Origin of the sequence: Pseudomonas poae RE*1-1-14, from assembly GCF_000336465.1 — a bacterium.
GTDB lineage: Bacteria > Pseudomonadota > Gammaproteobacteria > Pseudomonadales > Pseudomonadaceae > Aquipseudomonas > Aquipseudomonas poae.
The window spans coordinates 2,535,226-2,549,428 of the sequence record NC_020209.1 but is presented as its reverse complement, the minus strand read 5'-3'; the positions used below and the strand labels follow the sequence as shown (position 1 = coordinate 2,549,428).

Genomic DNA, 14,203 nt, shown 5'->3' with positions numbered 1-14,203 from the left:
TGTTGTTGGAAGACTCTAGGCAAACACAGTACTGATTGTGGCGAGCGGGCCTCTGTGGCGAGCGGGCAAGCCCTAATGCCGTTCAGTTAAGCGCAGATTCCCTGTGGCGAGCAGGCTTGTCCTGCGTTGGGCTGCGCAGCGGCCCCAAAACCAGGCGCTGAGCCGTATCAGGTACACCGCGTTTGGCTGGATTGGGGACGCTTCGCCCCCCAACGCGGGGCAAGCCCGCTCGCCACAACAAGCCCGCTCGCCACAATGAACCTGCTTGCCACAGACGCAGGCTCACCACAGAAGCCAAACTTCACCGATAGATAAACCGGTTGACCACACCCTCCAGCATCTCCTGCCGCCCACTTACCGCCTGCGGGTTGAGCTCATGGGTGAACGCGTGCTCGGCCAGCGACTCAAGGCTGAATTCACCGGCCAGCACTGCCTGGCCAAGGGGCTGTTGCCAGCCGGCATAACGCTGATCCTTGAACTGCTGCAGCGTGTCGTTCTGCACCATCGCCGCCGCCCGTTCGAGCGACAGGGCCAGCACGTCCATGGCCGCGACATGCCCGTGGAACAGGTCCACTTCGTCCAGGCTCTGACGGCGCACCTTGGAATCAAAGTTATAGCCGCCGTTACGGAATCCGTCAGCCTTGAGGATTTCGTAGGTGGCCAGGGTCATTTCCTCGACGCTGTTGGGAAACTGGTCGGTGTCCCAGCCGTTCTGCGGGTCGCCACGGTTGGCGTCGATACTGCCGAAAATGCCCAATGACACGGCCGTCGCGATTTCATGGTGAAAACTGTGCCCGGCCAACGTTGCGTGGTTGGCCTCGATATTGACCTTGATCTCATGCTCCAGGCCGTACTCGTGCAGGAAGCCGAACACCGTGGCGCTGTCGTAATCGTACTGATGCTTGGTCGGCTCCTGGGGCTTGGGCTCAATCAACAGGTCGCCCTTGAAGCCGATCTTGTGCTTGTGCTCCACCACCATGCGCATGAAACGGCCGAGCTGTTCACGCTCGCGTTTTAGGTCGGTGTTGAGCAGGGTTTCATAGCCTTCACGGCCGCCCCACAGCACATAGTTGGAGCCCTTGAGGCGCAGCGTGGCGTTCATCGCACTGAACACCTGGGCGGCGGCCCAGGCAAACACCTCGGGGTCCGGGTTGCTCGCGGCGCCAGCGGCGAAGCGCGGATTGCTGAAGCAATTGGCGGTGCCCCACAGCAGCTTGATGCCGCTCTGCTCCTGATGGCGCTCCAGATGGTCGACCATCTGCGCAAAGTGGTTGCGGTATTCCTTGAGCGAGCTGCCCTCGGGCGCCACATCGGTGTCGTGAAAACTGTAGTAATCGACGCCCAGCTTGGCGAAGAACTCGAAGGCCGCATCAGCCTTGCCAATGGCGACCTCCATCGGATCACCGCTGCGCTGCCACGGCCGCTTGAACGTGCCTGAGCCAAACACATCCGCGCCCGGCCATACAAAGGTGTGCCAATAACAGACGGCCATGCGCAGGTGTTCGCGCATGGGTTTGCCGAGGATCAGCTTGTTGGCATCGTAATGGCGAAAGGCGAGGGGATTGTCGCTGTCTGGGCCTTCGAAGCGAACCTTCTCGACACCGGGGAAGTACGGCATGGCGTTTTCCTTATTGTTCTTGGCGGTGTCTGGATACTAGCAATGGCCTGTGGCCTGGCGATTATGAAAATCACCAAGGTGTAGTGCGATTTTGAGTGGCGCGGTCTAGTCTGTCCGGACCGGCTTCAGGATAACAACAATGAAAACCCTACCGCCCGTCCACCGCATCGCTTTGCTCTTCAACGGCAGTAAAATCTACGACCGCGGCATCATCGCGGGGATCGGCAATTACCTGAGCAGCACCCGCGCGTCCTGGGATCTGTTTCTGGAAGAGGACTTCCTGTGCCGACTCAAGGGCATCGAGCGCTGGCAGGGCGACGGCATCATTGCCGATTTCGATGACCCGCTGATCGGCGAGGCGCTGGCCGGGAGCGCGTTGCCGGTGGTGGCGGTGGGGGGCTCTTACGAGGATGTGCGCGCCTATCCCAAGGGCATTCCCTACGTGGCCACCGACAACCACGCCTTGATGAAGCTTGCCTACGAACACCTGATCGAGGCCGGACTGACGCGGTTTGCCTGTTTCAGCCTGCCCGAAGCCCAGGCCAACCGCTGGGCCCAGGAGCGGGAGAAGGCCTTTCGCGGGCTGATGCAGCGTGACGGTTTGGCGGTGCAGATCTACCGCGGCCTGGGCACCAGCGCGCCGCTGTGGGACAGCGCGGTGGAACAGCAGATCGCCTGGCTGCACAGCCTGCCCAAGCCCATCGGCATTATCGCCGTCACCGATGCCCGCGCCCGGCAGCTCTTGCAAGCCTGCCTTACGGCGGGCATTGCGGTGCCCGAGCAGGTCGCCCTGATCGGCATCGACAACGACCCGCTGACCCGCACCCTTACGCGGGTGCCGCTCAGTTCGGTGATCCAGGGCACCGAGACCATGGGCCGTACCGCCGCCGTGTTGCTGCACCAGATGCTGCATGGCAAACCCTGCACCGGCACCCAGGTGCTGGTGCCGCCGGACGCGATCAACGTGCAAGCCTCCAGCCTGCATCAACCGCTGGGCAATCCCTATGTGATGCAGGCCCTGCTGTTTATTCGCCAGTACGCCTGCCAGGGCATCAAGACCGCGCAAGTCGCAGCCTATGTCGGCGTGTCGCGTTCCTCCCTGGAAGCGCACTTTCGCAAGGTGCGCGGCTGCAGCGTGCATGACGAAATCCTGCGCTTCAAACTCGCCGCCGCCGCCAGGGAATTGGGCAACCAGGCGCTGGCGATTGCCGATATTGCCGCTAGCTGCGGGTTCACCTCGGCGCAGTATCTGCACACGGTGTTTCGGCGTGAGTTTGGCTGTACGCCGCGCGAGTTCCAGCAGGGCAGCGCGCCTCGGACAAACACGCCGAGGCAGCGCATTTCCCCGGCAATTGGTTGAGATCGAAGGTCGTTGTTACGTATCAGCCCGCTGAAGGCCGGAACGATCGAACTCGATCCGCCACGCAGAAGTACCCACATCGACGGGTCGACCTTTATTTCAATTACCGAGACTTGAATGTCATGTTCATGAGTGCTGCGTACAACCATCGTCCAATGATGTTGGGCGGTGAAACTTTCGTGCCCACCCGCCAAACGCCTGAATCAATCAATCACCCACAAACAACGAGCGACAGCGTTGATCCTCTTCGGCAGTTCTCGGCGCTCAGTGAGATTGGCCAACAGTTAGCGGCACAGGAAAAAGATCCCGAACTGGCGGCCTTGTTGAAGATGTACGACGCATTGGTCAGTGCATTGAATCAATGGATGGCCAAGGATAAAGCGCTGCCAAGTCCACTGCCCGCGGTGACTGTCGCGCCCCCACCACGCGCGGAACCTGCACCGGCCCCATGTGCCTCGTCTCCCATGGACAATGTCTGGCGCGACAGGCTGGCAGCGTTCATGGAGCGGCCGAACCTGGCAAGTACCCGCACCCGTTTCGATAGCGAATTGATTGAGATGTTTGCGGATGAACATTACGAACCGCTCACGAGTTTCCTGTCGACTGCACCTCAAGGACGCAAGCCGGACGACATCGTCAACGGCCTGCGTGCGTCTTACGAAAACTACCCTTACCTGGGCAGCTCTGGCAGAGAGGAACATGTAGGCGCCATCAAAGTTGCAATGATGAAATTCGGGCAGAGCCCGGCCAGCGTGTTCAAGGAAGTGCTGAGTGCAAAGGACGGCTACACCATCACCCTGAGAGATGGTTTCAAACTGAATATCTCGTTCGAAGAACTGAACCTGGCGTTCAGGGCCGCAAAGTTCAGCGGCGGCGATGAAGACATGATCAAGGATGCCAGCTTCCTGTTTGCCGTGATGAACAAGCGCCAGAGCCTCGAGCTGGATGTTCAGAAAGCCTCGGACCCGTTCATGAAGCTCTATGGCGAGGACAGTGCCTACCATGCGCACCGCACTTATCCGGGCGTGCTGGCGTCGGCGGGTGAGGGCATCGATGGGTACTCGGCACTCTCTTTGCTGGGCTTGAAAGAGCAGATCAGGGTGGTCGATGCGCAAACCCTGGGCTCGCAGGTGGGTGTGCCGGTGAAGTCAGGCGGCAGCTACAAGAACGGCGTCATCATTGACGGGGTGATGGAGGGGCAGTTGTATAACAGGCCCGTCTCGCCTTCCCTGAAAGTCGCCATGCTTGCTGATTGACTGCACCGGCCACCGATTGGAGTTGGAAAATGCTGAATCTGAATGTGCATGTTGGAAGGGCGGATCATGGCGCGGCGCGTACGCCGATCGAGCCTGCATCGAGGCAGAACGCAGAACACCTGATCAGTGCGATGGACGTGTTGGGCAAACGGCTAAGGCAACTGTCTGCACGCCAGAGCGTCCGGTATGACACCCACGAAGTGAATCGCCTGCGCATCACGCAGGCTGAAAACCAGGCGCCGGGTGCGGTCGAGACTGGGCGATTTATCCGCGGCACGGCGGCGAATATCGGCATAAAACCGGCCGATGTATTCACGGATTTTTATCAGAATGATGAAAGGAACTGCGTCACCGTTTCCGCAATCAAGGCGGCAATGATGAGGTTCGGTCACAACCCTCACGGCGTCTTCAAGCGGGTACGGGCGACCGCCACGGGTTTTGAGGTAGTCATGCGCGATGCCTACAGGCTGCACATCAGTCACGCAGAGTTGGAGCAAGCCCGCAAAGCCTCGGATTTCAAGGCAAACAGGCCCAATGACGTGCTGGTCAATGCACAGTTCCTGTATGCCGTCAGTGGCAAGCGAGCCCAGATGGAAGGCAATGATGGTGTTGATAAAAAGGACTACACCGCTGCCCTGACCAGTTTGAACGATGGCGAATACCCAGGGCAGGCCCTGCGCCGCCTGGGCCTGAAGAACTACGTGGCCCCGGCCACCCTTGAAGACTTCAGGCGGGGGGCCATCGGCACGGTCGCTGACTCAGTGCACTCAATGGCAGTCATCAACGGCAAGCTGGATGACTACGGAAAGGCAGCCGAGCTGAATGAATCACAATGGCGCAACCGCTCGGCGATCGGGCTCAAATTGCTCTAGGGTGCAACCGCGAGGCGCGGGGCCTCGGCCCACGCGCCCCCCAGCGCGGTATACAGGTTCACCTGCGCCACTAACTGCGCCAGTCGATCCACGATCAATGCCTGCTGCGCGCTGAACAGCGAACGCTGTGCGTCGAGGAACGTCAGGTTGCTGTCCATACCGCTGCGGTAGCGGTGCTGGGCAAGGTCGTAATAGGTCTGGCTGGCGGCCACGAAATCCCGTTGCGCGTTGAGCTGGTCGACGAACGTCTGACGTGCGGCGAGGCCATCGGCTACTTCCTGGAAGGCGGTCTGGATCGATTTTTCGTATTGGGCCACCGTGATGTCTTTTTGCAGCTTGGCGTAGTCAAGGCTGGCGCGCAGGCTGCCGGCGTTGAAGATCGGCAGGTTGATCTGCGGCTGAAACGTCCAGGTGCCCGAGCCCCCCTTGAACAGCCCCGACAGCTCGGTGCTGGCGCTGCCGGCATTGGCCGTGAGGCTCACCGAGGGGAAAAACGCTGCGCGGGCGGCGCCGATATTGGCGTTGGCGGCCTGCAACTGGTATTCGGCCTGGAGGATATCCGGGCGGCGCTGCAGCAGGTCTGAGGGCAAGCCGGCGGGCACCCGTGCAACCAGGTCGTCGGCCAGCGGGCGCGACGGCAGGCTTGGGTCTACCGGGCCGCCGATCAGCAAGGCGAGGCTGTTGAGGTCCTGGGCCACCTGGCGCTGGTAACGGGCCACGCTGGCGCGGGTGCTTTCGACGCTGGTGCGCGCCTGCACCACCTCCACTGCAGAGGCCTTGCCCGCGCGTTTGCTGCGGTCGGTGAGGTGCAGACTGCGTTCGTTGGCGGTCAGGGTTTGTTGTGCCAGGTCCAGCAGCTCCTGATCGGCACGCCATGTGAGGTAGGCGTTGGCCACATTCGCCACCAGGCTCAACTGCGCGCTGCGACGGGCCTCTGCGGTGCCCAGGTAGGTGAGCATCGCCTGTTCGCTGAGGCTGCGAACACGGCCGAACAGGTCCAGTTCATAAGCGCTGATGCCCAGGGTGGCCGAATAGCTGGAGGTGATCGCCGACTTTCCGGTGCCCGTCACGTCCGCCGGCACTTTCTGGCGCTTGCCGGCACCGGCGGCGGACACTGCCGGGAACAGGTCGGCACGCTGGATACGGTACTGGGCGTGGAATGCCTCGACATTCAGCGTCGCCACCCGCAGGTCGCGGTTGTTGACCAGTGCTTCACCAATCAGCTGTTGCAGCGCGGGGTCATGGAACAGGTGCTGCCAGTCCGAGGTGGTTTGCGTGCCCGCTTGCGCCTGGCGGTATACCCCGTCCTGTGGGTAGTGCTGCGGCACCGGTGCCTGGGGCCGTTGGTACTCGGGAATCAGCGAGCAGCCGCCGAGCAGGCAGGCCATGCCGACGGCTGTGACGGTGACGCTATTAATCAAGGGCCTGCTCATCACGTGCCCACCATCCATTTGGCCAGGCCATGGCGGCCACTCACGCCCAGTTTGGCGGCGGCGCGCTTGAGGTAGGTTTCAACCGAGCTGTTTTTTACGCTGAGTTTTTCCGCCATCTGCGGCACGGTGCCGCCGGTCAACAGGCCCAGGCACACTTCCTGCTCCCGCGCCGACAACGTGATATCGCTCAGCGACAGGCGCTTGTAGAACTCACGCTGCAATTGCGATTGCTCCAGCGGGTTATGCACCGGTTCCAGACTGTTCTGCGGCGCCTGGTGAAGCAATTGGGCATGGCGCTCCAGCAACGGCAGCAGCGTATCCGACAGGCACTTGAGGAAGGACAGTTGTGCCAGGGAAAACCCACGCTGGGCCGGCGGGCGGTAAAACGAAATCACCTGGCGCCGGTTGCCCTGGCGAGCCACGAGGTTGCACTGGTGCGAGGTGCCGCGCGGGTGTGCACTGTTGGGTTGGGCGCGCATCTGAATCAGCAGCGGGTCCTGCATGCGCAGCATCTCCCGCAGCAGCGGATGGTCGTTGAGCGGGTGCAGGGTCTGGGGTGCAGACAGCTCGCTTTTGAGGCCCGCGCTGCCGAGCAGCTTGATATCGAGCACGCGATCACGCAGCTCGTCCAGGGTCCATTCGCTGAGGTCCACCATGTGGATCGGCACCCATTTGTCCACCAGGTGCAGCATGTGTGCGGCGAAGTCTTCCTGGCCGCTGCTTGAAATCAGTTCACCCATTTCGGCATAGAAATGCGGGCTGGTTGTGTTGCTCAGGGTACGCGTCAGACTCATAGCCATCTCATCCTTGATGTCGAAAACCGTCATTGGGCGCCCTGGGTCTGTGCGGGACGCGCCGTACTGCTTGAACGTAACTCGGCGTTCGAGATTTCATTTAGCCATATGGATTTGTCCTACGTATGTAGCGGAAACGAGGGACACAACCTGCCACAAAAGCGCCGCCAATAATTCGACGGTTCTGTCAGGTATTTCCATATACGCATAACCCTCGCAGATTTTTATGGATTTTTAATCCATTGATTCAAAAGGGAAATACCCATTTAAAGCTGAGATGTCTAATTGCCATCCTCGGGCAGATATAGCCAATCTCCTACAACGCTTTAATCGTTTCAGCGGTGAACCTTCAGCCTGGCCGGATCCATTCATTTGAATGTCCGGGTTTGGGGTGTCAGGCAGCCCCGTACCCCCATGCTCCAATCCGGCAATTTCGCCGTGATGGACCTCCCTGGCGCCCCCCCCCCATGAGAAGGATCTTATGCCGCACATTTTCAGCCCTTCGCCCAGCTTCCCACTCACCGCCGCCCAGCAGGACATCTGGCTCGACCAACAGCGCGCGGGTGACTCGCCGCTCTACAACATCGGTGGTTTTCTCGACATTGACGGCCCGGTCGAGCCGGCGCTGATCCAGCAGGCCATCGAGCACCTGGTAGCCCTGCACGATGGGTTGCGCACTCAGCTGTTCAGCGACGCCGACGGCTTGCCACGCCAGTACTTCGCTGCGGCACTGACGGTAGAGGTGCCGCAGCACGATTTTTCGGCTTTGCCCGCGCCGCAAGTCGCCGCCCAGGCCTTGATGCAGGCGCAGATGGCCCGGCCCTATGCGTTGCAGGGCGAGCCGTTGTTCCGCTTTTTCCTGGTCAAGCTCGACGCTGACCACTATTGGCTCGGCACCCAGGCCCATCACCTGATCCTCGATGGCTGGGGCTTCGGCCAGATGCTGCATTCCCTGGCGCAGCTCTACACGGATCTGGCCCAAGGCCGGCGGCCACAGATACTGGCGCCGTCGTATATCGACTTCATCGACGCCGACCAGCACTACCGGCAGTCGCCGCGTTGCACACGCGACCGCGCGTATTGGCTGGACAAATACCAGACCCTGCCCGAGCCGCTGCTGACGCCACGGCACTCCGCGCCAGCGCCGAGCAGCACGCTGGTGCAAGGGTTTCCCGTGGCGTTGCTGCACCGCATGGAAGAGGTGGCCAGCCGTTACCAGGCCTCGGCGTTCCATGTATGGCTGGCGGCGTTATATGTGTCTTTCACCCGCGCCCATCAGCGCGATGAGTGGGTGGTGGGGCTGCCGATGCTCAACCGCGCCAATGCGCAATTTCGCGCGACCGTGGGGATGTTTGCCCAGGTCAGCGCGGTACGTTTTCAATTCAGCGAGCAGCTGTCTTTCGGCGAGCTGGTGCGCGGCGTGCGCGACCAACTCAAGCAGGACATGCGCCACCAGCGCTTCCCCTTGAGCGAGATGAACCGTGAGCTGGGCCTGCGCCGCACGGATCGCGGTCAGCTGTTCGAGGTGTCGGTGTCCTACGAGCAGGACGACCATGAGCTGCGCTACGGCGAGTTTCAGGCCCGCGCCGTCAAGGTCTCCAACCACCATGAAGCGCTGCCGATTGCCATTCACCTGCGCAGCAACCGCGTGCAGGACACCGCCTGCCTGCATTGCGTGTACAACGAGGCGTATTTCAGTCACGACGAGGTCCAGGCACTGGCCCAGCGCGTTATCGGGTTGCTGGAACAGGGCCTGCAAGACACGGCGCTCGCCCTCGCCGAAATGTCCCTGATCACCCCGGCCGAGCAGGCGCAACTGCAACAGTTCAACGCCACCGCACAGCCCGACACCCAGCCGAGTACCCTGCACGCGCGTATCGAAGCCCAGGCTGCGCGCACGCCGCAGGCCGTGGCGGCGGTGTACCATGAGCGGCAACTGAGCTATGCCCAGCTCAATCAACAGGCCAATGCCCTGGCCCATCAGCTCATCGAACAGGGTGTACAGCCGGACGACCGCGTGGTGATCCTGGCCCGGCGCGGGCTGGACACCCTGGTGGGGCTGCTGGCGATCCTCAAGTCCGGAGCCTGCTATGTGCCAGTAGATCCGGCTCATCCCGCCGAACGTCTCAACTACCTGCTGCACGACAGCGCCCCGGTCGCCGTGCTGACCCAACATGACCTGCGCCAGCGCCTGCCTGCGCTGGATGTGCCGGTGATCGAGCTGGACCGGCCTGCCTTGCACCTGGGCACCAATCCCGACGTGGCGGTGCAGCCCACGCACCTCGCTTATGTGATCTACACCTCCGGCTCCACCGGCCTGCCCAAAGGCGTGATGGTCGAGCACCACAGCGTGTCGAACCTGGTGGACTGGCACTGCCGGACCTTCAACCTGCACGCGGGCAGCCACACCGCCAGCGTCGCCGGGTTCGGCTTTGATGCGATGGCCTGGGAGGTCTGGCCGGCGCTGTGCGTGGGCGCCACGCTGCACCTGCCGCCGGCTCGCAACGGCGCCGAAGACATCGATGCGCTGCTCGACTGGTGGCGCGCGCAGCCGCTGGACGTGTGCTTCCTGCCCACGCCGGTGGCCGAGTACGCCTTCAGCCAGGGCCTGGAACATCCGACCCTGCACACCTTGCTCATCGGTGGCGACCGCCTGCGCGCGTTCAGCCGTGGGCAAACCTTCGACGTGATCAACAACTACGGGCCCACCGAAGCCACGGTGGTCGCCACGTCCGCACGGGTCGAAGCGGGGCGGGTGCTGCATATCGGCAAGCCTGTGGCCAATGCCCGGGTCTACGTATTGGATGCCCGGCAACGCCTGCTGCCGATTGGCATTGCGGGTGAGTTGTATGTCGGCGGTAACGGCGTGGCGCGCGGTTACCTCAACCGCCCGGACCTCAGCGCCGAACGCTTTCTGGATGACCCTTTCAACCCCGGCCGCATGTACCGCACCGGCGACCTGGCGCGCTGGCTGCCCGATGGCAACCTTGAATACCTGGGGCGCAATGACGACCAGGTGAAAATTCGCGGTGTGCGCATTGAGCTCGGAGAAATCGAGACTGCCCTGGCCGGCCATCCTGCCGTCAAGGAGGCCGTGGTGCAGTTCCGCGAGGGGCAACTGCTGGCCTGGTTCATCGAGCATGGCCCTGTCGATATCGATGCCCTGCGCGCGCACCTGCAGACGACGCTGCCCGACTACATGCTGCCCGCCGCTTACGTGAAGCTGACCAGTCTGCCCCTCACCGCCAACGGCAAACTCGACCGCAAGGCGTTACCGTCACCGACCCAGGACGCCTTTGTCACCCGGCGCTACGAAGCACCGTACGACGGCGCGGAAACCACCCTGGCGCAGATCTGGGCCGAGCTGCTGCAGGTGCAGCACGTGGGCCGGCATGATCATTTCTTCGAGCTGGGCGGGCACTCGTTGCTGGCGGTGCAACTGGTGCAGCGCATGCGCGAGGCGGGGCTGCATGCCGACGTACAGGTGCTGTTCGGCCAGCCCACCCTGGCGGCGCTGGCGGCCGTCAGCCAAGGCCGTGAAGCGGCGGTGCCGGCCAACCGCATTGCGCCAGATTGCACCCACATCACCCCGGACCTGCTGGTCCTTGCCGAACTCGACCAGCCGAGCATCGACCGCATCGTCGCGGGCATTCCCGGCGGCGCGGCGAATGTGCAGGACCTCTACCCGCTGGCGCCGTTGCAGGAAGGCTTGCTCTATCACCACCTCACCGACGAGCGCGACCCGTACCAGCAGCACGCGATGTTCAGCTTTGCCCGGCGCGAGCAGCTCGATGCTTTTGCCCAGGCTTTGCAACAGGTGATCGACCGCCATGACATCCTGCGCACCAGCCTGGCCTGGGATGCGCTGGAACAACCGATGCAGGTGGTGTGGCGCAAGGCGCACTTGCGCGTCGCGCCGCTGGGCGACACCCATGAACCGCTGGACTTGCGTCAGGCGCCGCTGATGGCCCTGGACTATGCCGAACAGCCGCAGCAGCAGCGCTGGGTTGCGCGATTGCGCTTCCACCATCTGGTCAACGACGCCACCTCGACCACCGTGCTGGTGGACGAGATTCGCGCGCACCTGCTCGGCCAGCAGGCGCAACTGCCGGCGCCGGTGCCGTATCGCAATGTGGTCGCGCAGAGCCGCTTGCCAGCGCGCCAGGCCGCCCATGAGGCGTTTTTTCGCGAGCGTCTGGCGGATGTCGACGAACCGACATTGGCGTTCGGCTTGCAGGAGCGCCAGGCCAATCGCGCTGACACTGAAGAGGCCGAACAGGCCCTCGGCGAACACCTCAATCAACGCATACGCGAACAGGCTCGTGCCGTGGGCGTGAGTGCCGCGAGCCTGTTTCACCTGGCCTGGGCCCAGGTTCTCAGCCGTGTGTCGGGCCGTTATGACGTGGTGTTCGGCACCGTATTGCTTGGCCGCCTGCAGGCGGGCGAGGGCGCTGACCGCGCCCTGGGCATGTTCATCAATACGCTGCCGCTGCGGGTGCGGCTGGCCGGGCAACGTGTGGTGGATGCGCTGAGTGACACCCACGCCCAACTGAGTGCCTTGCTCATTCACGAGCAGGCGTCGCTGGCGCTGGCCCAGCGTTGCAGCAACGCATCGCCGTTGTTCAACAGCCTGCTCAATTACCGGCATACCTCGGCTGATCCCGAGCTGAAGCTGGTGCCCGGGATTGCCCTGCTCAGCAGTGAAGACGTCCTCAGCTACCCGCTGATGCTCACGGTGGATGACACCGCCGACGGGTTCCGCCTCAAGGCCAAGGCGCCAGACAAGATCGGCGCCGCGCGGCTGCTGGCCTACCTCGACACGGCGGTGTGTGGCCTGGTGCGGGCATTGGAGCAGGCGCCGACGTCGGCGCTACGCGACGTGCCGGTGCTGCCCGCCGGCGAACTGCGCACCTTGCTGGTGGCCTTCAACGCCACCGACACCGTCTACCCCGACACTTTCAGCGTGCAGGCACTGTTCGAGACGCATGCGCGGCATACGCCTCACGCCATCGCGGTGCAGGCCGGCGAGCAGCAGCTGAGCTACCAACAGCTCAACGAGCGCGCCAACCAGCTGGCTTACCACCTGCGTGAGCGCGGGGTGCGGCCCGATTCGCGGGTGGCGCTGTGCGTCGAGCGCGGGCTGGATCTGGTCGTGGGCTTGCTGGCGATTCTCAAGGCCGGCGGCGCTTACGTGCCACTGGACCCTGGTTACCCGCGCGAGCGCCTGGCCTACATGCTGCACGACAGCCAGCCAGTGGCGCTGCTGGTGCATGCCGCAACGCGCGACCTGCCGGGCGACGTGTCGATTCCGCTGATCGACTTCGACTGCTGCGCCTGGCGCCACGCGCCGACCGGCAATCCGCTGGTGCCGGGCCTGAGTGCCGCCAACCTGGCCTACGTGATGTACACGTCCGGCTCCACCGGCACGCCCAAAGGTGTGATGATCGAGCATCGCGGCCTGAGCAACCTGATGCACTGGGGTTCCACACTGTGCCCGAATGCTGAAGGCGGCGCGCTGCTGCAACGCGCGCCGTTCAGCTTCGACGGTTCGGTGTGGGAGCTGTTCTGGCCGCTGACCAACGGCATGCGCCTGGTGCTGGCGCGACCTGACGGGCATCGGGAGCCGGCGTACCTGGCGCAGGTGATTCGCGAGCAACGCATCAGCGTGATCAAGTTCGTGCCGGCGATGTTGCAACAGTTCCTCGAACTGGACGAGTCGGCGCTGTGCACCAGCCTCACCGACGTGCTGTGCGGCGGCGGCGAACTGACCGAAACCCTGGCCCGTGGCGTGCAGGCGCGCTTGCCCCATGTGCGGCTGCACAACGTCTACGGCCCCACCGAAGCCACCGTCGACAGCAGCGCCTGGACCCTCGAACCCGGCGCACCGGTGCCAGCGCTGCAACTGCCGATCGGCCGCGCAATCAGCAACACGCGCCTTTATGTGCTGGATGACCACGATACGCCGGTGCCGCTGGGGGTCAGCGGCCAGTTGCATATCGGTGGGGTTGGCGTGGCGCGCGGATACCTGGGCCTGACGCAGATGACCGCCGAGCGCTTTATCGACAGCCCGTTCGTGGCCGGCGACCGCCTGTATCGCACCGGCGACCTGGTGCGTTACCTGCCGGACGGCAATCTGGAATTTCTGGGGCGCAATGACTTCCAGGTCAAGCTGCGCGGCGTGCGCCTGGAGTTGGGCGAGATCGAGTCACGCCTGCTGGCGCATCCGGCGTTGCGTGAAGTGGCAGTGCTGATCCGAGAAGATCGTCTGGTGGCCTATTTCACCGTACGCGAAACGGCGCCGAGCCTTGAAACGCTGCGGGCCCATGTGCTGGAGCAACTGCCCGAGTACATGGTGCCGGCCGCCTTCGTGCAGATCGAGGCGTTGCCACTGAACCCGGCGGGCAAACTCGACCGCAAGGCCTTGCCGGAGCCGGGCCTCGAGGCAGTGATCAGCCGCGCCTACGAGGCGCCGCAAGGCGAGGTGGAAACCACCATGGCCGGGATCTGGGCCGATGTGCTGAAACTGGAGAGAGTGGGGCGCCATGACCACTTTTTCGAGCTGGGCGGCCATTCCCTGCTGGCGGTAAACCTGGTGGCACGCCTGCGCAAGGCCGGACTGGAAGTGGATGCACGCACCCTGTTCAGCCAGCCGACCGTGGCGCAACTGGCCGCGCGCACCCAGGTGCAGGTGCAGCGGGTGGAAGTGGCGCAAACCAGCATTCCGCAGCTCAATCGTCGTCGCAGGATTTGAGGGTGTATTAACGCTGAACCCGAGTTTGAAATGCGCTCCCAGTGGGAGGGAGCTTGCTCCCGATGGCAGAGGGTCAGTCGATGATGGGTTGACTGATTCACCGCTATCGGGAGCAAGCC

General features: G+C 63.2%; 7 protein-coding genes. 4 read left to right on the top strand and 3 right to left on the bottom strand.

Annotated features, from left to right (window positions below):
• Window positions 1-301: 301 nt before the first annotated feature.
• Window positions 302-1,618: a xylose isomerase gene (gene xylA, locus H045_RS10870; RefSeq protein WP_015372383.1), complete on the bottom strand. Its 1,317-nt coding sequence runs from the start codon at window positions 1,616-1,618 to the stop codon at window positions 302-304.
• Between the two features lie 139 nt (window positions 1,619-1,757).
• Here xylA and H045_RS10865 point away from each other — a divergent pair, with 139 nt between their 5' ends.
• The 3 genes from H045_RS10865 (at window position 1,758) to H045_RS10855 (ending at window position 5,106) form a co-directional block, all read left to right on the top strand.
• Window positions 1,758-2,978: a XylR family transcriptional regulator gene (locus H045_RS10865; protein ID WP_015372382.1), complete on the top strand. Its 1,221-nt coding sequence runs from the start codon at window positions 1,758-1,760 to the stop codon at window positions 2,976-2,978.
• A 128-nt stretch (window positions 2,979-3,106) separates the two neighbouring features.
• Window positions 3,107-4,234, top strand: coding sequence for a type III secretion protein (locus tag H045_RS10860; RefSeq protein ID WP_236277539.1), 1,128 nt, complete (start codon window positions 3,107-3,109; stop codon window positions 4,232-4,234).
• Window positions 4,235-4,263: 29 nt separating this feature from the next.
• Window positions 4,264-5,106 (top strand): hypothetical protein, encoded by an 843-nt coding sequence (locus H045_RS10855; RefSeq protein ID WP_015372380.1) that lies wholly within the window; start codon window positions 4,264-4,266, stop codon window positions 5,104-5,106.
• On the opposite strand, the gene adeC is transcribed toward H045_RS10855, so the two are convergent.
• Together adeC and H045_RS10845 are read right to left on the bottom strand one after the other, a co-directional pair.
• Window positions 5,103-6,539, bottom strand: coding sequence for an AdeC/AdeK/OprM family multidrug efflux complex outer membrane factor (adeC, locus tag H045_RS10850; protein WP_015372379.1), 1,437 nt, complete (start codon window positions 6,537-6,539; stop codon window positions 5,103-5,105). The genes H045_RS10855 and adeC overlap by 4 nt on opposite strands.
• On the bottom strand, window positions 6,539-7,333 hold the full coding sequence (locus H045_RS10845; RefSeq protein WP_015372378.1) for a helix-turn-helix transcriptional regulator: 795 nt from the start codon (window positions 7,331-7,333) through the stop codon (window positions 6,539-6,541). Before H045_RS10845 ends, adeC begins: the two co-directional genes overlap by 1 nt.
• Window positions 7,334-7,814: 481 nt before the next feature.
• Between H045_RS10845 and H045_RS10840 the strand changes: the two genes are divergently transcribed.
• Window positions 7,815-14,084 (top strand): non-ribosomal peptide synthetase, encoded by a 6,270-nt coding sequence (locus H045_RS10840; RefSeq protein ID WP_015372377.1) that lies wholly within the window; start codon window positions 7,815-7,817, stop codon window positions 14,082-14,084.
• Window positions 14,085-14,203: the final 119 nt, after the last annotated feature.